This window comes from Ignicoccus islandicus DSM 13165 (genome assembly GCF_001481685.1).
Lineage (GTDB): Archaea > Thermoproteota > Thermoprotei_A > Sulfolobales > Ignicoccaceae > Ignicoccus > Ignicoccus islandicus.
In genome coordinates, this window is sequence record NZ_CP006867.1 from 956,892 (window position 1) to 977,682 (window position 20,791).

Genomic DNA, 20,791 nt, shown 5'->3' on the forward strand with positions numbered 1-20,791 from the left:
GCCTTCGCTCCGAAACACCGTTAAGTAAAGGATTATTTTATTTTGAATACCGGAGTTGTGGGAAAGGAAGTGAGGGAACTCTGCCCTAAGCGCATGCTTAACGGTCCTTGCGGCGGAATTAGAGGCGAATTGTGCGAGGTGGACGATTTCCAGTGCCCGTTTTACAAGGCGTTTGAAAACTTGAGGAGCGCTAATTACTTGAAGCCCTTGCTCGACAAGGGATTTAAGGTAGAATGCGAGCCAGGAGACGTTGAGCTCAGCGGATACGCTAAAATGTTGGAAGAGGGAGGTCCAGTTCTTTCAACTGAGGTCGAACCGTGGAGCTTAAAGGACGTTCAGTTCTTCGAAACGCTGAAGGACAAGTACCACGCTTTCAACGTAACTGACAACCCGTTCGGGAAACCGCACGTAAGCTCCGTCGCAGTCTCCATTGAGCTGAAGAGAAGAGGTATGGAAGTGATTGCTCAATTAACTACTAGGTCTCGTACTAGAGAGGCCTTGGCTAGCGATCTAATGAGTCTAAACGCGTTTGGCGTCACCAACGTGCTGGCTTTGACTGGGGATTGGGCGCCTCACTCGGTGTTCGACTTGGACGCAGTGAGGTTGGTTTGCTTGATATCGTTAATGAACAAGGGGCTCTTGTGGGACGGTAGCGAAATAGAGCCTACCACGCTAGTTCCGGGGGTCGCATCCAACCCGTACTTCAAATACGAAAAGGAGAGGCTCTTGAGAAAGGCCCGCGCCGGGGCAGTTTTCGCTCAAACTCAACCGATCTTCACTAGTGAAATAGTAAGGTCGTTGAAGGAATATCCTGTAACCACTGTTCCCAGCCTCCTAATTTCAACCTCTAGAAAGGTCGTAAGATCACTGAAAGAGAAGGGAGTGAAGGTACCTAAGGAGTACGAAGAAGGCTTGATAAAAAGCAAGGCTGAAGGCAAAGCAGATGAGTTCGTTTTGGAATACAACTTGAAGTTGGCTGAAGAGATACTTTCTAAGGAGCTCAAGGGAATTCACGTTATGGCACCAGGCAGGTGGGACCTATTGGTAAAATTCGGCAACGCTCTAAGAGAACTCCTTTGAATCTTTAATAATGAAAAGTGCGGAAGCGAAGTACTGTAACGCAAGGGGTAGCGAGAACGGATTGAGGAAAGAGAACAACGGGGTTAGCAATAGGAGGTACTCCTCCCTCAGCCTTCCTTTCCCAACCCTTCCCCCCTTGGGCGTAACTTCCCATTTAAACGGCTGATTTAGGAGCGCTCTCAATGAACTCATTATTAGAGATATAGACATAGCTAGCCCCGCTGCAGACGCCCTCGAAAGCGACCTAACGTCGTGGTCAACTCCGTTTGCCTCACACGCCTCCTTGACTAAGAGCGATTGCGCAAGGACGGAGAAGTAATAAACGAATAGGCTTAGCGGGGAGAGACCTAACGGAGACGCGACCAGAGCTAGGAGGGGGAGCCACGTTTGGGCGTACTGGGTAAGGTAAAACGCGAGCTCGATGTCCTTCCAGTCCTTCACCCTAAGCCTCTTTAGAGACCTAATGGCGCCGTAGTTCCATCTGTTCTGTTGCCTCTTGAGGTCGAAGTAACTGGAAGGTACTTCCACGGCCACCTTCCCTTCGTTCAAGTCAGCCGTTACGCCGAGTTTAGATAGCTCAACCCCTAGTGCCAAGTCCTCCGTTATCTCCTCTGGCCATTTGACTTTTTCCAATATCTCGCTCTTGACGCAAACGCCGGATCCCGGTGCCAATACCTTGAGGCCTAGGGCCTTCCTTCCCTTAAGGAGAGTGAGAGAGGCTATATCCGTGACAACCTTGAGGCTCTTGGACCACTTATTTGGAACGGAGTAGTAACCATTCCATAAGGATGCCGAGTACTCCAAGCATCGGGGCTCGAAGCCTTCTAGGGGATGGGAATCTGCATCGAACACCACTACGCAATCTGCCGTGGTATACCTCAAGGCCTCGTTTAAGGCTCGAGCTTTCCCGTTTTCGGCCCCTCCAATGACTTTTACGTCTTTTAAATCGGCGTACTTACTTATTTCATCGGAACCCACTATCAGTATTACTTCCTTAGGGTTAAGGACGTTCTTAATCTTTTCAATGTTTTCAATAACCATTTGTTTGTCCTCTCGCAGAGCTGGGACGTGAACGCTCAAGTTCTCGCATTTTGGACCTTTAGAACTAGCGCTCTTCTTTGATCCGAAAGCGTACATTGCTTGAAGGGCGTGATAGAGGGAGGCTATTAGCAGAAGGACGTCGCTAACGCTCAATTTAGTCTTCCTAAGGGTTACTGCGTTCGGGCATTAAAGGGAAGGCTTTTAGTAAGGCAAAGACCCTAATGTAAAGATATGGTGGGCTCGTGGAGTACCCACCGGCCGCTCTAGCGAGGATCTTACGCAAGAAGTACTACGTAGCCAGGCATGCGGACTGGTTAATAGTTATGGACAAGGATTGTAAGGAATACCTAGCGACGGTTTACGTTTACCCGAGGTACCGCGAAGTAGTAGTTGTCGATAGGGATTCGGTTTACGATGACGTAGTTAAAGCACTGAAGGAGTTAAACCTCGACTTCGAAGTCTCGCGGAGAGAGCCTCAGATCCCTTCCTTTTGAGTTCCACGCATAGCTCTCGAGGCGCGTTCGATTCCATTAAGGACGTACCTACTAGGGCGCCTCGAAAGCCCCATGAGGCAACCTTCATCGCGTCTTCAGGGCTCTTCACGCCCGATTCGGCTAACGGAAAGGCCCTCCTTATTAGAAAGCCCCCATCGTGAAGCCTGTTAATGTCTACCTTCAATGTCTTGAAGTCACGCGAGTTCATTCCGAGCACGTCCACGTAAGGTTTCTTATCATAGATAACTAGGTCCTCTTTGTTACTCACCTCAACCAAGGTCTGAAGGCCTCTGGCCTTAGCTTTTCTAGCTAAATAAGACAATTCGTCCTCCCCCAGAACGTCTACCATTAACAGAACTGCGTCAGCTCCAAACGCGTAAGCTATATCTATCTGAAACGGATCGACTACGAAGTCCTTCATCAGTATTGGTTTATCGGTTATAGAAGAGATTAACCTTAGGTTTTCGTACGATCCCTTGAACCACTTAGGTTCGGTCAGCACTGAGAAGGCACTTGAGCACGGTCTGACCTCGTTAACGTAGTCTATTGGGGCCCACTTGGCCCTAACCCCGCTCGGAGAAGAAGGTTTGAATTCCGTTATTATTGAGAACGCGTCCTTCTCTAAACTCGCTCTGAAGTCAATTACCCCCTTCTTGTCCCTTTTAGGTAACGCTAAGCTCTTCCTCTCAAATTCTATTCTATTTAACGTATAGTTGACTATTTCCTCTATCATCTCGATCTCAAGACGTCTTCGGCTTCTTTTAAGGAATTCGCTCAGTACCTTCTGAGCCTTCTCTTGCGCGTTTTCCTTGGTGGGTCCCGAGGCTAGTACGCACACCCTTACGAAGCTCCTCTCTCCCTCTATACCCGGATGGCTCTTAATGTACACATCGGGATAGACCTCAGCGAACTTCTTCAGTAGGGGAGCTAATTCGGCCTCCCTCACGTCCTCTAAACGCTCGCATACTTCGACCTTCGCATATAAGTTCTCCTTCTGCAATTCTTCGGTTACGAACTCATTTAACATGGCTTCCATTTCCCTGGGTACTCCAGGAAGAGAAAATATTTTGCACCTGTTCAATTTGACGTATATTCCCGGTGCTACGCCTACTTTATTTGGAATCGGTTGGGCCAAGCACGGCAACACGGCCATCTTCCTCCTTACTTCGTCAACTTCCTCTATTTCTTGGCCATAGATCTCTCTCAGCTTGTTCCTTACCATTTCCAATGCCTCTTCGTTCAAGCACAAGGGCGATCCTATCGCGTACGCTATGGCCTCGGCCGTTACGTCGTCGTACGTTGGCCCGAGCCCCCCAGTAGTTATTACGACGCCCGCATCGTAGCAGAGTTCCTTCACTGCTTCGGCTATAGCGTCGATGTCGTCCCTAACCTTCCTAATTTCTACTACGTCAAAGCCTAAGGTCGTTAGTACTCTAGCGATCTTTTGAGAGTTGGTGTCAGTTATTCTGCCTACGAGTACCTCGTTGCCTATTACTAAAATCGCCGCGCTCCATTTCTTAAGGTAAGGGTTCGTCATTTGCTTTACGACACCTCTAAATCCCCGATTATTTTCTCAGCCACCTTCTTTCCTGAAGCTAGCATTCCGCCGAAGACGGGCCCCATTCTGGGAAGCCTATAGAAGCTAGCAACGGACATCCCGGCCGCGTATAATCCTTCAAGCACCTTTCCGGTATACTTAACTACGAGCTTCTCGGCCTCGTCTATCCAAGCTCCGTATTCCCTTCCAACCTCGAAGTTCACGTTCGGGAGCTTCTTAGACGCTATCTTCAGTATCTCTGCGTCGTGTCCGGTAGCGTCAACGACTGCTTTTGCTTTGAAGAATATCGGATCAACGTGGAGACCGGATAGGTAAATAGGCGACCATAGAGCTACTACTCCCTTTACCTTGGTCACACCTTCTTCTATTCTGTATATTAGGTCCTCGACGTGCATTCCGAGAACTATCTTCGCTCCAGCCGAAACGGAGGCGTTGCTTAGCTTCGCTACTAACGCGGCGGCATCGGTTGTGTACAAATTATCATCAACTTTCTTTAAGGGAACACCGAGCTCTTCGGCTATTTCCTTAGGATTGTAGCCCTCTAACTCCACGTCCTCTACCACTACCTTATGGAAGAGGCTTCCTCCTCCAGAGATACCGCCTCCTAAGCTAACCCTCCTTTCTAGTATTAGGACCTTAAGACCGGCTTTCGCAAGGTAATGGGAAGCCGTGAGTCCGGCCGGACCTGCTCCAACTATTACTACGTCAACGCCCTTCGCCATTTGGGATAGTTCCTTTGAGCTTTCCTCTATTATTATTGAGGTGACCTTACCCTCATCTATCATAATAAAGCTACCTAAAGTAATTCACTCTGTGAAAGGTAAATGAAGATTAGTTAGCGCAAAAACACCTATTTGAAGGCGGAATAATTAGAACTACTAACGCTTGCCTTAGAGTTCAACCTTTCGCTCGACGCGATGGAAGGTGTTCCTTCCACAGACCCTACAGTAGTGATAGATCCTTCCCATACTTTCTAAATCGTAGCTACCGAGGAACAACCACATTTGGCCGCATCTCTCACATCTCAGATACCAACTAGTCATTCGAAACCACCCTTACTTCTTATGAAACCTGGCGTAAATCATTGCGTGGTCTTTGTCGAACGGGTCTAAGTGAACGATATCGAGTATTTCGAAACCCCTTTCCTTAAGTGTAAGCAATTCCCTCCTGAACACTTCCTCCGGGCTCTTAGTTACGTCCACGCTCCTAGCCTTTATTGCCATGAGCATGTAACCGCCGTCCTTTAGGAAGAAGTCAGCGTTATCGGCAACTATTTCCGCTTGGTTAGGTTGGGCCACGTCGGCGTAGAGCCCGTCAGTTAGTTCAACTAAGTGCCTATATTCCCTAGGCTTCCTGGCATCTCCCAATATAGGGAAAATGTTCTTTCTTTCTTCAGCTAGCACTACGAACTCTCTCATTACTCTGGGCGCGAATTCTACTCCGTATAGCTTTCCTTCCTCGCCTATTATGTCCGAAATGTGGCTAGGAGTGGTACCCGTAGCAGCACCTAAATAGAGAATCTTATCTCCTCGCTTAATTGGTAATTCCTCGAGACCCTTAGCCAACGCAGCCGCGAGCTTAGACCTAAATATATTCCATTCCCTGTATTCGCCATCTTCCCACTTATAGAGTTTCTCCCCATATACTCTTTTTCCGGGAGTCAAGTTCTTAGTAGCGAGCTTGACGCTGCCGTCCTCTAGTTCTACTATGTAGACGTTAGGGTACTTGGGATGCTCATATATGTTGACTACTTCAATTACCAACTTCCTTTACCCTAAAGGTAGGAGCTAGGAAGGGGTTAAACTATTGAAGTTTGGGGATTGGAGGACAAAAACTCACCATTCTAGGCTCTTGCCCTTCTCCTCACCGCCGCCTCTACCGGTAACTGCCGCTGCGACTGCTATGGCGATAACTAAACCTATAACGAACGCACCTATAGTTACGGTGTAGTCAGTTACGGTCTTAGTAATCGTTTCAGTTACGGTGTTTACAATAGTCTTGTAGAGAGTCTTGGTTAATGTATTAGTTAAGGTTACGTTGTTGGTTATAGTTAAGGTCTCAGTAACCGTCGAAGTGCTGGTAATTAAGCTAGTCACCTTCTCCGTAACGGTATTAACTATCGTTTGGAAAACTAGCTGCGTGGTCGTTAAAGTCGAGAAGACTGTAGTTGTAATGAAGTTGGTGAAGGTTACGTTATTTATTATTAGCTTAGTAGTGGTGTAAGTGAGCGTTTGGGTCAAGGTTTCCGTTCTAGTTACTGTTTCAGTCACGGTGTTAGTTACAGTCGTAGTTAGGTTCAAGGTAGTCGTAACCGTCTCGTATATGAACTCCTTCTTCGGGTACTTAGAAGGTAGCTTACCAGCTAGGTAAAGCAGAACGTTCTCAAACAATTTCTGTGCATTAGGATCAGTACTAATGTCGCTGAGTATGCCTCTCCAGGACATAATTACCATTTCGTCGCTCCACTTGGTTACCCTAATCGCTACGCAGTAAGCCGTCCTCCCTAAGCTTTCGTTTAGAGCTATTACGTCCTTTACGAGCGGGATTAGGCAGCAACCGCCTGGAAGTTGGCTAACGCCTTGGAATATCGGGTGCTTAGGAGAAACTAGTATTGGTTTCTTAGCTTCGCAAGCTCCAAGTTTATAGAATCCGAGCCTGGTGAGCACTATGCTTCCAATGTAGTCTCCCGTATCGGTATCGTTCATGTATGGACTAGCTATTATCGCTACCCTCATTCCGGCCTTAAGCGCAGGAACTATTACTTGATCCACGTACGCAGTAGCTATCTTGTTATCGAGTTCGGGGTTACCCGTCGTGGCGTTTTGATCGAAGACGAGTAGTATTCCGCTATAGGCTTCCGGGTTGGGAGCGCTGGTTAGGCTTAATCCGAACTGTTGAGGCTGGGGCTTAGTTAGTATTTCCGCCCACACGCCTCCCTTGGAGATCAAGTCGTTCACAGTTCCAGCTATAGAGCTCCAAGCGAGGGAAGTATCTATAGGGTTGGAGGATATGATCCTTATATCGACCTTTCCAGCGTACAGCGTGGTTATTAGCAGTAGGCTCAATAGAGGCGTTAAAGACCTCTTCATTGTACCACCGAAGTAATACTAGTTTGGAGAGGTTTTAACGTAGCAAGCGGAAAACAGTTAGTGTGTTTAATATGATTGGTGCGTCTGATCCATTTGGGATGCTTAAATGGAATCAGAATGGCCGTTAAGGGACTACATCTTAATGATAGCAGTGGTAGTGTTACTACTCACTTCCCTTGGAGTATTGAACTTCGCCTTCATTAACTACAGTACGCATTACGAGTGGATGCCTTACGTAGCCGGTCCAATCGTGGGGGCCGTTTACTTAATATCTTTAATTATACCGTTAGTAAGTAGAAGCTATACGCTCTACATGCTAGGCATTTTAGTATTCATGATTCCCACGTTGTTAGCTTACGTGATCACCTACGACGATAGCAGCATCTATGGGTACGAGGACGTGGCTTTCTTGCTCGTTTTGGACTTGCTGTTCGCAATGCTTCTTCATAGAATGGAGGGTACCGATTCATTCACTAGCAGCGTTACCTATTCTATAAGTATTTCCTTAGTTGCCTTGACTTCCCTCATTGCCGTCACTATCAGTTTCAGGAACGGAACGGTGTACCAATTAGACACGCAATCGCTGCTCCTCCTTTCTAGTATAGCCTCGTTCTTATCGGTGATAAGCACATTTACGTTAAAGAAATCGTTCGCCTTGACTTCCCTTCTAATCAATTACTTATTAATACTCATAATAGCAGTTAGCATAAATTTCGTCTATCCAGACGTGACCATATGGATGTTCCTAGCGCCCCTACTGGGCATAAACGCTATCCCCGCGTACTTGATCTACGTCTACGGAGTAGAGAGTTAGCCGGACCTCTCTTTTTATTTCCTTTTTACACCTTCACTAATAGGTGCGTAACGCAATGATAACTGCGAGTTGGGGAAACCTAGCGGCTCTGGTGAGGAGGGCCGACGTAGTAGTTGAAGTCATAGACGCTAGGACACCTAATAACACTAGGAGCAAGAGGCTCGAGAGGTTAGTGGAGACTTTAAATAAACCGATAGTGTTGGCCTTGAATAAGGCGGACTTAGTTCCAAGGGAAATAGCTGAAGAGTGGACTAAGAAGTATAGGGCAGAAGGGTACGAGGCAGTTTACCTAGCAGCTAGGGAACACAAGGGTACGAGGGTATTGAGAAGGGCGATCAACAGGAGCGTGACCGTTAGACCAATAGTGGTAGCTGTCGTAGGGTACCCGAAGACCGGTAAGAGCAGCGTAATAAACGCCTTAAGGGGTAAAGGAGGCGCGTCCACCTCGCCCGTTCCCGGAACTCCAGGTTACACGAAGAAACCCGGTATATATAGAGGACCCGGTCAAATCTACTTCCTCGATACCCCTGGAGTCATCCCTCCGGATGGTTCGCCTTTAGAGAAGGCGATTAGGGGAGCTCCTCCGGAGAAATTGAAGGACCCCGTTAAGGTTGCTGTGGAACTGATAGAGTTCGTGAAGAGGTACGAACCCAAGGCCTTCTTAAAGGCTTATGGGTTCGATGGAGATCCTTACGAGATACTGGAGAAGCTAGCGATTAAGAGGGGTTGGTTCTATAAAGAGGACCACGAGCCCCTAATAGAGCAAGCCGCAAGGGCGATAATAATAGATTACCATAAGGGAAAGATACCGTTCTACGTTCCGCCTTACTAGAGGCTCATGGTCTGGTGTCTTCGATCACTCGAACTCACCAATACCAGCCTTCTTCATCGCCAGTATCCCTTGGAACCTAAGGGGGTTTAAAATTGAGCAATGAAGAGAGAATCCGGGAACGAGGTCATCGCGACCGATGAGATGGCCGCTCTTCTCTGAGTCCGATTCCGTAATTCCGTATGATTAAAAAGAACTAAGCTTCTTCGGATATTTCCCTCAGCCACCTAGGGTGCTCTTCTAGTGCCCTCTTCCTAGGCATTCGACCGGTTAGGAAAGTTAGGTCCAGTGGGAAGATTGAGGGACGGAAGTGGGTGTATGCTATGTGAACCATTAGTATGAACGTTACTGCTAATACTGCTTCCTTTACGTGCATTGTCCATAGTATGCCGCCTAGTACGTGAGGACCCCATAGGAGAATAATGAATCCGGGTATGCCGAGCACCAACATACCCCAGTATATGCCCCAATACTCGAACAATTGTTCCGGATCATATTTGCCGTAAGGCTCCGGCTTCTTACCCATCAGAACTGAAACGACGTTTTTCAGGAACTTGACGCTATAGAATTCAAGTATTGGGAACCTTTCCTTTAAGTTTTCGCCGCGAGCCTTGAGTATTAGCGCTTGGGTAGTGTAGTAAGTGAAGTGGAGAATAGCTAGTATACCCATTGCTATACCGCTGTAAACGTGCGTAACTATTAGCGCAACCTTGTCCCCGATTCCCGCGTTCGCAGCGAAACCAGTTACGGCGCATACGGTAAACGTTATTATCATCCATAGGTGTTGTATCCTTTGCCATTTACTTAGCCTAGGGATCCATACGTCCCTTTTAGCCTCCTCGATTTCGTAATACAACCGCCACTTCCCAGCCATCCTTACTTCTTTGAGGAAATTGACGAGGACCCATAGAGTTCCTACTATAGCTATAACGAGTATCAATAGATCGAAGGCGACTGATATTAAGCTTCTCCACCAGGCAACGTTACCTACATCGAAGCTTCCGAGAACGGCTCCGCGTACTGGCCACTCACTTAATAGAACTTTCAAGGCGTATTCATATACGAAACCCCAAGCGATACCTACAGCTATCGCCGTACCAATGAGGCTACCTATGAGATACCCTATTCTCCCTTCCTCGAAATCATGGGAAGGTGATCCCAATGTTCTCACCTCTATATTTAATATTACTGCCCTTCGCCATGCTCTCTCTCCTCTTTTTCATTTGGTCGACCACCTCCACCCGAGGCTTTCGCTGCTGCGAACCCGGCTATTGCACCAATTGCCGCACTCGCTACGCTTCCGGTCGCTAGTGCCCCTTCCAGTTTCCTCTCGTTTGCAGTTTTCGCTTCGCGAACTGGAAGCGCTTCACTAGGCTCGAAGAAAGTATGAGCGTGAGGTCTCATGTCGCGGTGGCAGCTCTCACAAGCCAAGAAGCCTCTGGTGAACTGACCGTCTTCGTAAAGTTTGCCCTTGAAATGGCAAGTACGACAACTGGCAGTGGTCGCTGACAGTCTCACGTCTCCGCTATATTCAGATTTAACTATCCTGGTCACTTCAGCTACAGCTATGTCAGCTGCCTTAGAAGGGTTACCAACTCTGTTTAAGGCATCGAAATAGTTGTTTAATAACATTACGGCGAACGCGGCAATGTCGCCAGTCAATCTACCGCATCTCTCGCTTCTCTCGGGCGATCCGCTTGCGTATCCCGAAACCTCACACCATTTCCCTACTGAAACGTGGCATAGAGTAGATCCGCTCACGTTCTGAGGCAACCACTTCTTGCTTTTCATTCTCTCGGGTGGTACGTACATCATTCCCTTTACAGCGTATTCGTTACTCTTACGGGTCGGAAGCGGAGTGGTCTCGTAGATCCTCATTAAAGCCTTGCCTAATTTATCCCAAGCCTTATGTTCGCCAACTATCATCTGTATCGCGAAGAGCGAGCCGTTGAGGGCCCCACATAGGGTTCCCCAACCCACGGCGCCTCCGTAACCGTATTGGAATAAGCTGTGGAGGTGTTTCTTGTTCTTAATAGCATCTAAGGCCTTCTCTCTACTCGGTATAGGCAATAACGTCCAAGGATACCCTATCTTCTCGCGCAGTTGTATGGCTATGCTCCAAAAAGCCGCACCGGCACACTCGAATAGGTAATATCCCATATGGCCGAGTTTCCTGGTCTCCTCGGGATCCAACTTAGTGTAGGGCCAAGGTAGTTCGGGAGGCTCAATCGCTTCGGGTTTTTTGGGTTCCGTCTTCGCCTCTTCAGCGCTCGCGACTTGGGGAAAGGCCATGAGAAGCGGCACGGTAGCTGCCGTAGAGACCAGGCGCTTCACGAATTCACGTCTAGAAACCATTACGTAAGGTCCCTCATGAGGTAATATTGCGATTTTTCGAATATATTTCTTTCCTATTATAAGAATATTGTTTACTGCGTACAAGTGGAATTGGTTTAATTCGATAATGAAGAGTTAGATCTTATTTTATTTTCGCGTAAACAGCGGATAAAATTAATGGTAGTAGAACGGTCGCGTCGCCGTATACAACTACGCTCTTCCCGGAAGGCTTCAATTTGCCCCAGCTGATGGCCTCCCTAGGCTGCGCCCCGCTCAAGCTTCCATCGAATTCGAGCGCAGTTGTTAGGTAAACTGCGTAGTCCAGTCCTCCTTTAAATTGGTTCCACCATATAACGTGGTGTTTGCTTATTCCTCCTCCAATTATTAGGGCAGCCGATTTCTCACTATTGAATACCTTCTGCGATAACAACCTTTCGTCTTCCAACAAGTTCAAGTAAATTTTCTTTCCTTCAAGCCTCTTCTTTTCCGAATAAGTAAGGATAGCTGTACCGAAGGCCCCATCTGTTATACCGGGCACAATTATTGGAACGTTCCTCTCATACGCTTTCCTTAATATCGAATTTTCGTCCTCTAACTTACTCCCCGCCTCCATTAAGAGCTTCCACGGAACTATTTCCTCCCACTCCAGCTCATCTAGTAGTTGATGAACGAACTTCTCTACTGGTGGTCCGTAGTTCTCGAAAGGTATAAACACGTTGCCTAATCTGTGTATCTCGAGTTCGGCCAGCATCTTATCGTCGACATTGAAGTATCCCTTATAGTATTCGTGCCCTAGTGCCCTAGCTACGTCGTGATCTAAGGTACCGCAAGTAGTCACGATTACGTCCACTAGACCTTTATCTATGAGTTGAGCTATGACTCCCCTCAAGCCCGTCGCTACCAAGTTGGCCGTAAAGGAAAGGAACCTCAAGTCGGCTTCAGAAAGCCCTTCAGAGAGTATGTCCACTGCCTCCTTTACGTTGACGGCACTGAATCCGTGAATCTTCCCGAACTTCTCTATGAGATCTACTACCGTATCGTTCGGGTCTACCTTAACGTCTTCAATCCGCTCCACTAAGAGGTCCTTCCTATCTACCATTACCCTTCAACCGAGGAAGGAAGAGGAGAGGGTTAACTTAAAACCTCGGCCAAATGCCTTCCGGTCATTAAGAAATCCCTACCGGGAGTACTCCTCATCTAGATGGTCTTTAACCGAAGAGGGCTCCCAAGCCGGCTGAGAGCTCCTCCTCGCTCACTTCCTCCTTCTTCTCTTCCTCTTCCTCCTTCTCTTCCTTCTTCTCCTCAGCAGCCGGAGCAGCTGCCGGGGCGGCTACTGGAGCTGCAGCCACTGGCAAGGCCGCGCTCTTCAATACCTCGTCAATGTTCACTTCCTTCAAGGCGGCTACCAATGCCTTTACCCTGGTCTCGTCCACTTGAACTCCTGCCGCCTCTAGGACCTTCTTTATTGCCTCCTCGGTTATCTCCTTACCGGCGCTATGGAGCAAGAGGGAAGCGTATATGTACTCCATCGTTCCACCGACTGATAAAGGCAGATAGATGGATTAAAATGGGTTCTCCTGTTATTTTTCAATTTTCTTTAGGACGATCTGAGTGTGGGTGCTTTCCACGCCTTTGACGTTCCTTATGGAATCCAATACGCTGTTTAGGAACGCGTGGTCTGGGCTGACGACCTTGACTAGTAGATCGTAGTCGCCAGTTATCTCGGCGACCTCTCTAACGCCCTCTATTGAGCTTAGTTTCCTAGCCACGGAGCTAGTGAACGCATTGGAGTCAACCTTAATCCACACTATAGCCTCGAGGTTCTCGGTAACTCTCGGCTTTAACACCCTTCCGGTAACTTTCTCAGCAATAGTTACGAGGGTATCATCAGTGAGGAACTTGACGTTGCTTCTCTTGATTTCTTCTAATACCTTTAGGAGCTCGTCGTCGCTCAAACGAATGCCTAATTTCTCAAGTTTCGCTTTGACTGCCTTCTTACCAGTGTACTTGTCTATTACGTAGTCCCTACTCCTTCCAATGAGCTCGGGCGGGAAGGCCTCGTAGGTTCTCGGGTCAGCCAGTATACCGGCCACGTGCACTCCGGCCTTGTGAATGAAGGCGTAGTCTCCTATAACTGGAGCATTGTAAGGCACCTCGAGACCGGAGTACCTCTCAACCATTCTAGTTATTTCCATTAACTTACTCAGATTAACTAGGTCTACGTCGAAGTGAACCTTGACAGCTACAGCAAAGGTCTGAAGTGGGACTATTCCGACCCTCTCGCCTAGACCGTTTACGGTAACGTGAACCACAGTGGCGCCTCCCATTACGGCACCGAACGCAGTTGCTACGGCCATACCGAGGTCGTTGTGGACGTGAATGTCGTATTCAACGTTAGGTACCCTTTGTACCATGTGTTCGAAGAACCTCTTAGCGGTCCATGGGGTTAAGACTCCTACAGTATCCGCTAAGCTCACCCTATCAGCTCCAGCGTCCCTAGCGGTCCTAACTACCTCCTCTAGGTACTCCACGTCCGCCCTGGAGGCATCTTCTGCAGTGAACCTTACTTTCACTCCGTAACTCTTGGCGTACTCTACCATTTCGCCTATTATTTGAAGCGCCTCTTCCCTACTCTTCCTGTGTTTCGACTTCAAGTGGATATCGCTAACTCCATAGAATATAGCTATTCTATCAGGTTCGACGTCAGCTGCAACGTCTATGTCGCTCTTAACCGCTCTGCTGTGAGCGACTATCTCGGCCCTTATCTCCCCGTCCCTTTTCATTGCAGCTATCCTACTGACGGCTTCCTTTACGTCTGGAGCTACTGCTGGGTGACCGGCCTCTATCATGTGAACTCCTAGCTCGTCCAGCTTCTTCGCAATGTCTATCTTCTGATCGATTGTGAAGCTTACTCCGGGCGTCTGTTCGCCTTCCCTTAGGGTCGCGTCTAGTAACCTCAATCTAGCGAATTTGTCCCTATACCCTAATATCTCCTCTTGAAACACGGGTCCAGACAATTTCTGCGAACACCGCTCTAGGGGATATTAAGGGATTTATTTGCTAGTCCCTATCCACCTCCAAATGCAATTACGTATCTCGCTTACTCCAATCGAAGGCTAATACTAAATTCGTTGATACTATACGTCTAGTTCGATGGTAAATTGAGGAAGCCGAAGGAGCCCAGCGTCATTGGTTTCATGACCCTAGCGATCATTGGAAGTTCGATAGTATCGGGCTTCAACATCTTCGAGTTCGCTGTAGCAATTGGTTTGCTCGTTCTCCACTTGCTTACCTTCGACGAAGCGTTCGGTGCGATAAGAGCTGGGAGTTTTCCATTGAAATTGATAGCGATCAACGCGTTACCCTATCTCGTACTAGGACTCTGGACCAAGGCTTGGTTCCTGGTTTTCCCGGCATTGTTCTTACTGTCCTATTTACTGTTAGCTTTCAAGAGAGGTAACGACGAGATCACTTACGTCCTAGGTTCATCGATACCCATATTGCCGGCTCTAGTCGTACCCCTAGCCTTGAATAAGTTCAACGACGTAACTGTAATTTACTGGGCGTTGTTAACGCTCTATGCAGTAGCTACAGCCGCTTACGTTGAAACGAAGCTCCCTTGGAGGAACCTTAATAACAAGGTTCCATTGCTCCTATGGTCTCCCAGTTACGTGTTTATCGTTTTCGAACCTTTACTGGCATTAGCGCTGGTAGAACCCACAATTAAGTTCGCGCGAACAGCCATTTCGAACTCGAAAGTCCATCCGAAGGAGCTGAAGAAACTGGGTTGGAGGGAAATGGGAAGGAGCCTCTTGTTCGCGTTCCTTGTAGTATTTCTCTTGAGCAAATATACCTAACTAGATGAAGGATATTACTAGAGGCAGGTTCATCTACGGGGGCACTATATTTTGGGAGGGCTTAGATGTCCTAACGAAATTTGGATTGTTAATGACCAGATTAAGGAGTTCGCGTGTTATTACGAGTGCGAACGGAACAAACCCTGTATCAAGGAAACGGACGTTTACGGAGCTGAAATAATTTCCGTCATGGGTAAGCTATACCGTAAAGGTAATCGAATAGGCGCTCATCGTGGGAGCGGTAGCGGCGTAGTTTACTTGAAGCCCGTTCCCGGAGTTCGGGAAATAAGAGTTGGAACTTCAGTAATAACTGTAAAGAAGTTGCAGTTCAGCTTGAACGTAAAGGAAGCTTACCTACTAGCTCCGACGGACGTTACCTTAAAGTTCGAAGGAGATGAAGGCGAAATAGCGTTCAAGGGCTACCTCTACGGTTACCCTGTTCAAGGCTCCGTCCGGGTGCCTAAGGAGGAAGTCTTAACGGTTTTGCCGCGAAGCGAGGTAGGAGGGTTTTTAGAATTCGAAACGACGCCCATCTACCTGTTCGAGTTCTCGCTGCCTAAGCCTAAGGTACCAGTTAAGGACATGAAAGTATTGGAAGAGCCCTACTTGGGTTCGAGGGTATTAGTGAGCGTGGAAGTTCGCCCTAACTCGGAGTTTCAAGTGGAGGCCTACGGTGATCTGGCCAGGGGCAAGAGCGACAGCAAGGGAAAGGGAGCCGTCACAATAACCGTGAAAGAGAAGATTGGTAAGGGGAGGGTCACTGTAGGGCTATACTCGAAGGAGTTCGATCTACCCCTCCCAAAAGAGCCCTTCAGAATGGACGTAGTTGAAATAGGTAAGCGCAACAGGCTCAACCTCTCGATTACGTCCTCTATAGAGGCGGAAGTAGAGGTCGAGGTAGTCGGCTTAGACGCTCCGTTTAATAAGAAATTGCTTTTAAAGAGAGGCAAGAACCTCTTCAGTCTCGCTCTTCCCAAGCTTAAAGGATTCTCGGAACTGCGAGAGATAACTGTAAGGCTTAAATATGGAACTTACGAGTGTTCTAAGAAGTTATTAGCGAAGATAAGTGGAATGGCTAGAGTCGTGGCCTTCGATGGCAAGCGATTATGGATATACTCCGAAGGGGACCTCGATTACGGTCAAATTAAGTTAATGAAGGGCGTTAACGTAATAAAACCTCCAATTAAGAACTTCGAAGTAAAGGAGAGATACCTAATTAGGGGACCGTTCGATGTAGACGAAGTAGTGGCCGTCTCTAAAGGTAAGTGCGTCCAAGTGATTGGTGATTCTATAGGAACCTTCTGCTTGGATGGAACAGTTAAGTTCGTAAGCGCTAACGGTGAATGGGTACTCTTCTCAGACGGAGCGAGGAGCGTGATTGCGCAGTCCCCAAGAAGTATCGGTAAGGTAATTGAAATAGGTGGGAACGTAGGTGCTTGCGCTAAGGGGATGCCGATAATATGTAATGAAAGCGGTTGCTTCAGGGTTCGTAATGGATCGTTGACTAAGGTCTTCGAAGGAGCCGAGAAGATAGAGGGTCCCTTCTTACTATGGAAAGGTAAGTTGTACGTGATAGAAGGGAACGAAGTTAGGGAAGTGACTGAGGCGGATAACTTCTCTTACTTCGATGGTAAACTGGCTGTCTTAAAGGGAAGCGTAGTTGAGGTCGAAGGGAAGAAGTTCGAATTAGACGCTGACGAAATTTCAATTAGTTACGATTTCTTAATAGCGTTAAAAGGTAGAACAATGAAAGTGTATGACCTAGACGGCAACTTACTTTACGTTCATTCGCAAGAAATTGAGAGTGCCAAGGCTCTCCCCAACGGGGCAGCCCTTTCAAAGGGAGGAGAACTATTGATAGGGGAATTCGTCCCGGACCTCATAGAGGAACCCCTCTTCGTAACTAGTCATACAATAGAGTGGAGTTACGAGGACTTGCACTTCGTTACGCGCAATTACCAATTGTTCGAGGAGGTGGAAGGCTGCGAGGCGCTTAACGAGTACTTGCTCCCCGAGGAGGGGTTCGTTGCGTGTAAGGTAGTTTACTCAGACGAACGCTACAAACCGTACGCATCCCACCTAGAGTCGTTCGAAACGGTTGCCAAGCTCTTCAAGCTTTCCCGTTTGATGAGAAGAGGTGAAAAACTAAGGAACTTGTTCCTGAAGGTATTGGACGAGAGCCTCCCATTAAACGAGATAGAATTGAGGAAACTACTAGAGCGGTTGAGGAACGAGCTCGAAGAAGGAAGGATTGAACTAGAAAGCGTTAGGGAGATCGAGAACGTAATTAGAACTTTCCAAAAACCGCCGGAGGGCTCAGCAGAAGTATTCAGGGAAGTACTTTCTCTCAAAAACGATATGGAATTAGGGAAATTCCTATCAGAAAGGAGCATCTCCGCTTACGATTTAATTAAGGTTCTAAGCGCGGAGGTCAAGTATCCAAGGAAGCTAATAAGGGACGCCATAGAGACAGTGAACGCGATTAAAGCCATTAGGGGCCTATGAAGATACCTCCTCTCAAACGATAAGATGAAGAGCCTCACGGTATCTGAGGCTCCGATGGTGCGTGCAATGCTATGGATAGTCGATCTCGACGGAGTTGTTTGGAGGGGAAAGGAATACATTTGGGAGAACGTTGAGGCCTTAAGGAAACTGGAAGGAGAGAAAGTTTTCCTTACCAATAAGGCCACGTCTAGGTGGGAAATACGAGAAAGGCTCGAGAAAGTAGGGCTAGATGGAGACGTGGTAACTTCCGCCTACGTAGCCGCTTCGTACCTAAAGGAGAACGGTATCCGGAGCGCCTTCGCTTTAGGGCCAATGGGTCTATACGAGGAACTTTCTATTAATGGAATTCACCTAACTGATCAAATAGAGCTAGTTAAGGCCGTTGTAGCCGGTCTCGACCAATTCGTAACGTACGATAAGATAGCGTTGGCTACAGAGGCTATTACGAAGGGTGCCCTCTTCGTTGCTACCAATCGCGATAGAACGTATCCCACCGAGAAGGGGCTGAAACCGGGCGCAGGTAGCGTTGTGGAGGCAATAAGGGTCAGTTCGGGCATCGAGCCTATAGTGGTGGGTAAACCTAGTAAGATAGCCTTTGAGGTAGCTTCCAAGGGAAGGAAAGACGTAGTAGTGATAGGAGACAAATTGGAGACTGACGTGAAAATGGCCTTGGAGAACGGCGCTAAGGCAGTCTTAGTTCTCACCGGCGTAACTAAGGAAGTAAGGGAAGTACCTCCGGGCGTTAAGGTCGTACGGAACTTGAGGGAACTCTTGGAGTAAACGTAAGGGGAGCGCCGGATCGGTAGGGTCACCGCGGGCTCTGCGGCCCCCTCAACCCCCCGATGGCACTCACTTGGACGCAACGGGAATATTTAAGTTCTTCTCTTCTTTACCTCTCCTCCATTTCTCAAGTAGTAGGAATACGCATAGGGATCCGCACATGTTGCAGCTCTTTAGAGGCGTTGGCCCGTATTGGTTCCTTATTTCCTTCGCCCTGTCAGGATCTAAGGACAAGTTTATCATGCACTCCCAATCCAGTGCCGCCCTACATCTACCCATCTCCAAGTCCCTCTTCATCGCCCTTTCCGGATACTTCACGATGTCGGCTGCGTGTGCAGCTATCTTGAAGGCAATGACGCCTTCCCTTACTTGCTCTGGGTTGGGGAGGTTCAAGTGTTCGGCCGGAGTTACGTAACACAAGAAGTCGGCTCCGTTAGCGGCAGCTACGGCACCACCTATTGCTCCAGCAATGTGATCGTAACCGGCTGCTATGTCGGTAACTAAGGGACCTAAGATGTAGTACGGGGCCCCTTCAGTTAACCTCTTAGCGAGCTTAACGTCGGCAATTACCCTGTCAAGTGGAACGTGACCGGGTCCCTCGAGCATTACTTGAACTCCCGCTTCCCTAGCCCTCTTAACCAACCTCGCGTTGTTTATTAATTCACTTATATGGAACTCGTCGTGCGCGTCCTCTAAGGCACCCGGTCTCAAGCTGTCGCCCAAACTTATCACGGCGTCGTATTCCTTGAACATCTCTAGTATGTAATCGAAATTAGAGTAAAGCGGGTTCTCTTTATCGTGCTCGAGCATCCAAGCAGCAATTATCGATCCTCCTCTGCTTACAATTGGTTCCGCTCTGTTACTCCTAACGGCCTTGAGAGCGAGGTCTTTCGTTAAGGCAGCGTGGAGGGTCATGAAATCAACTCCGTCCTTCAAGTGCTTTTCTATCGTGTTAAGAACGTCGTCTTCCGTCATGTTTATTCCAGCTCCCTTCTTGGTGGTAACGTCCATGAAAGCCTGATATATTGGAACGGTGCCCAAGGGTAGTGGCTCGGCCGCCTCCATTATCTTCCTCCTAATTACGTCCAAGTTGCCTCCAGTGGAGAGGTCCATCACGGTGTCCGCTCCATACTTCTTAGCTATTTTAGCTTTCTCTATTTCCATATTCAAGTCTATCAATGTGTTACTAGTTCCTATGTTGGCGTTGACTTTAGTTAACATGCCCTCGCCTACAGCTACTATCTTAACCTTATCGGCCCTTTTAACGTTCCTTAACAGAACGATTCTGCCTGCAGCTATTCCATTCCTTACCTTCTCTACGTCTACGCCCTCCACTTCAGCTATCTTCTTCATTTCATCAGTCACGACGCCCCTTCTAGCAGCTTGTATTATAGTTCCCATAAAGTACGACCTATACCTCATATTCTAAAGAATTTTAATAAGTGATTTGGTTTCGTCTCCGTGATCGCTTTAGAGCGTAAATTTTGACGCCGTACACGAAAATTAAAGACTGGAAAGCTTCTCCTTCTTCATCCATTCGTACTTATCTGAGGTCTCTGAAGGTAATCTCAAGAGCTCTACGTAACCGAACGCGCTCAACGCGACCGCTTCTGATAGGTTAGCGAGGGTTAGCTCGTTCGGATGGAGTAGCATTCCATTTATCTCTATTTTCCTCTTTACAATGACGTAAACCTTGCCGTTCTCGTCCGCTATTACCTCGTCCAAGGCGTCTACGTAATCAGATATTATTCTTAGTATGAGTTCAATTAGGTTGGAGTCAACGCTATCGTTAGGCACCTCCTCACCTATCATTGCTTTATATATCCTGAACTTGAACAAGTTCTTGAACATTCTCTTGTATTCCCTTAACCTCTCTCCGCAGTTTTCTCTATTAGTTGACTCCGAACACATTACCGCGAACTTTCTATATTCCGAAATTAGCTCTTCCCACGTAGTGGCCGATACGTTGAGCAAGTCGTTTGTATCCAATTCCCTTTTAAGGAGGTCGAACAAGCTCTTCAATGCGATCCGATCTCGTAATACGTGCGTATCCTTTAAACCAGTGGAAGCGCGGGAGGGGTTCAGTAGTCTTCAACGTTATCCGCGAGCTATCGAAGTTACGTTCGAAAGCAACTGGTACGTTAGTTTCGGGTATTCGTGGATCTTTGTTATAACGCTGTATATCGCTATAGCCCACAGTATTCCTTCCATAACTAAGGTAGCGTAGAACACGTACTCGTTATTATTGAAGAAAATTAGTACCATTAAGAACGGTAGTGCCATGTAAGTCATTAGTAACAAGTGTAATAAGGTAAAGCTCAAGGTTGAATTCACGAGGAAGCCGGAGAGCGCCGTTATTGTTGCTGAGGTAGCGTTGAGTACAACCATTTCAGCTCCTCTGTCCCCCGCG

At 47.7% G+C, this 20,791-nt stretch carries 20 protein-coding genes; 7 read left to right on the forward strand and 13 right to left on the reverse strand.

Annotation, left to right across the window (positions count from 1 at the left end):
- Window positions 1-42 precede the first annotated feature (42 nt).
- Window positions 43-1,080, forward strand: coding sequence for a methylenetetrahydrofolate reductase C-terminal domain-containing protein (locus EYM_RS05310; RefSeq protein ID WP_075050012.1), 1,038 nt, complete (start codon window positions 43-45; stop codon window positions 1,078-1,080).
- On the opposite strand, the gene EYM_RS05315 is transcribed toward EYM_RS05310, so the two are convergent.
- Window positions 1,063-2,274: a glycosyltransferase family 2 protein gene (locus tag EYM_RS05315; RefSeq protein ID WP_075050013.1), complete on the reverse strand. Its 1,212-nt coding sequence runs from the start codon at window positions 2,272-2,274 to the stop codon at window positions 1,063-1,065. The genes EYM_RS05310 and EYM_RS05315 overlap by 18 nt on opposite strands.
- An 89-nt stretch (window positions 2,275-2,363) precedes the next feature.
- On the opposite strand from EYM_RS05315, the gene EYM_RS05320 reads away from it, so the two are divergent.
- Window positions 2,364-2,615, forward strand: coding sequence for a hypothetical protein (locus tag EYM_RS05320; protein WP_075050014.1), 252 nt, complete (start codon window positions 2,364-2,366; stop codon window positions 2,613-2,615).
- Here the strand turns inward: EYM_RS05320 and EYM_RS05325 are convergent.
- The 4 genes from EYM_RS05325 to EYM_RS05340 form a co-directional block, all read right to left on the reverse strand.
- Window positions 2,545-4,152 carry a molybdopterin-binding protein gene (locus tag EYM_RS05325; RefSeq protein WP_075050015.1) on the reverse strand — a complete coding sequence of 536 codons (1,608 nt, stop codon included), beginning with the start codon at window positions 4,150-4,152 and terminating at the stop codon, window positions 2,545-2,547. The genes EYM_RS05320 and EYM_RS05325 overlap by 71 nt on opposite strands.
- Window positions 4,153-4,157: 5 nt before the next feature.
- Window positions 4,158-4,958, reverse strand: a complete 801-nt coding sequence (locus EYM_RS05330) for a sulfide-dependent adenosine diphosphate thiazole synthase (protein ID WP_075050016.1) — start codon at window positions 4,956-4,958, stop codon at window positions 4,158-4,160.
- 270 nt (window positions 4,959-5,228) lie between these two features.
- Window positions 5,229-5,936 carry a fibrillarin-like rRNA/tRNA 2'-O-methyltransferase gene (locus tag EYM_RS05335; protein ID WP_075050017.1) on the reverse strand — a complete coding sequence of 236 codons (708 nt, stop codon included), beginning with the start codon at window positions 5,934-5,936 and terminating at the stop codon, window positions 5,229-5,231.
- A 72-nt stretch (window positions 5,937-6,008) separates the two neighbouring features.
- Complete coding sequence (locus EYM_RS05340) at window positions 6,009-7,262, reverse strand: hypothetical protein (protein WP_075050018.1); 1,254 nt, start codon at window positions 7,260-7,262, stop codon at window positions 6,009-6,011.
- Between the two features lie 106 nt (window positions 7,263-7,368).
- Here EYM_RS05340 and EYM_RS05345 point away from each other — a divergent pair, with 106 nt between their 5' ends.
- Window positions 7,369-8,076 (forward strand): hypothetical protein, encoded by a 708-nt coding sequence (locus tag EYM_RS05345; protein WP_075050019.1) that lies wholly within the window; start codon window positions 7,369-7,371, stop codon window positions 8,074-8,076.
- A gap of 55 nt (window positions 8,077-8,131) precedes the next feature.
- Window positions 8,132-8,908 carry a GTPase gene (locus tag EYM_RS05350; RefSeq protein ID WP_075050020.1) on the forward strand — a complete coding sequence of 259 codons (777 nt, stop codon included), beginning with the start codon at window positions 8,132-8,134 and terminating at the stop codon, window positions 8,906-8,908.
- 193 nt (window positions 8,909-9,101) lie between these two features.
- Here the strand turns inward: EYM_RS05350 and EYM_RS05355 are convergent, their stop codons facing one another.
- From EYM_RS05355 to lysS, 5 genes are all read right to left on the reverse strand, one after another.
- The gene (locus EYM_RS05355) at window positions 9,102-10,067 is read right to left on the reverse strand and encodes a cytochrome b/b6 domain-containing protein (RefSeq protein ID WP_075050021.1); all 966 of its coding nucleotides are present in this window, start codon (window positions 10,065-10,067) and stop codon (window positions 9,102-9,104) included.
- A 23-nt stretch (window positions 10,068-10,090) separates the two neighbouring features.
- Window positions 10,091-11,260: a C-GCAxxG-C-C family protein gene (locus EYM_RS05360; protein WP_075050022.1), complete on the reverse strand. Its 1,170-nt coding sequence runs from the start codon at window positions 11,258-11,260 to the stop codon at window positions 10,091-10,093.
- 121 nt (window positions 11,261-11,381) lie between these two features.
- Window positions 11,382-12,338, reverse strand: a complete 957-nt coding sequence (locus EYM_RS05365) for a deoxyhypusine synthase (RefSeq protein WP_075050023.1) — start codon at window positions 12,336-12,338, stop codon at window positions 11,382-11,384.
- A gap of 109 nt (window positions 12,339-12,447) precedes the next feature.
- On the reverse strand, window positions 12,448-12,768 hold the full coding sequence (gene rpl12p, locus EYM_RS05370; RefSeq protein WP_075049421.1) for a 50S ribosomal protein P1: 321 nt from the start codon (window positions 12,766-12,768) through the stop codon (window positions 12,448-12,450).
- Window positions 12,769-12,819: 51 nt separating this feature from the next.
- The gene (gene lysS, locus EYM_RS05375; RefSeq protein ID WP_075050636.1) at window positions 12,820-14,229 is read right to left on the reverse strand and encodes a homocitrate synthase; all 1,410 of its coding nucleotides are present in this window, start codon (window positions 14,227-14,229) and stop codon (window positions 12,820-12,822) included.
- 171 nt (window positions 14,230-14,400) lie between these two features.
- Between lysS and EYM_RS05380 the strand changes: the two genes are divergently transcribed.
- From EYM_RS05380 to EYM_RS05390, 3 genes are all read left to right on the forward strand, one after another.
- Window positions 14,401-15,096, forward strand: a complete 696-nt coding sequence (locus EYM_RS05380) for a hypothetical protein (RefSeq protein WP_075050024.1) — start codon at window positions 14,401-14,403, stop codon at window positions 15,094-15,096.
- Window positions 15,097-15,147: 51 nt separating this feature from the next.
- Complete coding sequence (locus EYM_RS05385) at window positions 15,148-17,601, forward strand: hypothetical protein (protein ID WP_075050025.1); 2,454 nt, start codon at window positions 15,148-15,150, stop codon at window positions 17,599-17,601.
- A gap of 66 nt (window positions 17,602-17,667) precedes the next feature.
- A complete protein-coding gene (locus EYM_RS05390; protein ID WP_168050218.1) occupies window positions 17,668-18,381 on the forward strand; it encodes an HAD-IIA family hydrolase in 714 nt (237 codons plus the stop codon).
- A gap of 69 nt (window positions 18,382-18,450) precedes the next feature.
- Here EYM_RS05390 and thiC read toward each other — a convergent pair whose 3' ends face one another.
- From thiC to EYM_RS05405, 3 genes are all read right to left on the reverse strand, one after another.
- Window positions 18,451-19,782 (reverse strand): phosphomethylpyrimidine synthase ThiC, encoded by a 1,332-nt coding sequence (thiC, locus tag EYM_RS05395; protein WP_075050026.1) that lies wholly within the window; start codon window positions 19,780-19,782, stop codon window positions 18,451-18,453.
- Between the two features lie 102 nt (window positions 19,783-19,884).
- Entirely contained in the window at window positions 19,885-20,403 is a 519-nt protein-coding gene (locus tag EYM_RS05400) for a hypothetical protein (RefSeq protein WP_075050027.1), read from the reverse strand.
- Window positions 20,404-20,478: 75 nt separating this feature from the next.
- Window positions 20,479-20,769 (reverse strand): hypothetical protein, encoded by a 291-nt coding sequence (locus EYM_RS05405; protein ID WP_075050028.1) that lies wholly within the window; start codon window positions 20,767-20,769, stop codon window positions 20,479-20,481.
- Window positions 20,770-20,791: the final 22 nt, after the last annotated feature.

Coding starts and splice junctions, on each gene's coding strand:
- EYM_RS05325 (WP_075050015.1), bottom strand. CDS start 4,152: ATGACGAACCCTTACCTTAAGAAATGGAGCGCGGCGATTTTAGTAATA.
- EYM_RS05330 (WP_075050016.1), bottom strand. CDS start 4,958: ATGATAGATGAGGGTAAGGTCACCTCAATAATAATAGAGGAAAGCTCA.
- EYM_RS05340 (WP_075050018.1), bottom strand. CDS start 7,262: ATGAAGAGGTCTTTAACGCCTCTATTGAGCCTACTGCTAATAACCACG.
- EYM_RS05345 (WP_075050019.1), top strand. CDS start 7,369: ATGGAATCAGAATGGCCGTTAAGGGACTACATCTTAATGATAGCAGTG.
- EYM_RS05350 (WP_075050020.1), top strand. CDS start 8,132: ATGATAACTGCGAGTTGGGGAAACCTAGCGGCTCTGGTGAGGAGGGCC.
- EYM_RS05360 (WP_075050022.1), bottom strand. CDS start 11,260: ATGGTTTCTAGACGTGAATTCGTGAAGCGCCTGGTCTCTACGGCAGCT.
- EYM_RS05365 (WP_075050023.1), bottom strand. CDS start 12,338: ATGGTAGATAGGAAGGACCTCTTAGTGGAGCGGATTGAAGACGTTAAG.
- rpl12p (WP_075049421.1), bottom strand. CDS start 12,768: ATGGAGTACATATACGCTTCCCTCTTGCTCCATAGCGCCGGTAAGGAG.
- EYM_RS05390 (WP_168050218.1), top strand. CDS start 17,668: ATGCTATGGATAGTCGATCTCGACGGAGTTGTTTGGAGGGGAAAGGAA.
- thiC (WP_075050026.1), bottom strand. CDS start 19,782: ATGGGAACTATAATACAAGCTGCTAGAAGGGGCGTCGTGACTGATGAA.
- EYM_RS05405 (WP_075050028.1), bottom strand. CDS start 20,769: ATGGTTGTACTCAACGCTACCTCAGCAACAATAACGGCGCTCTCCGGC.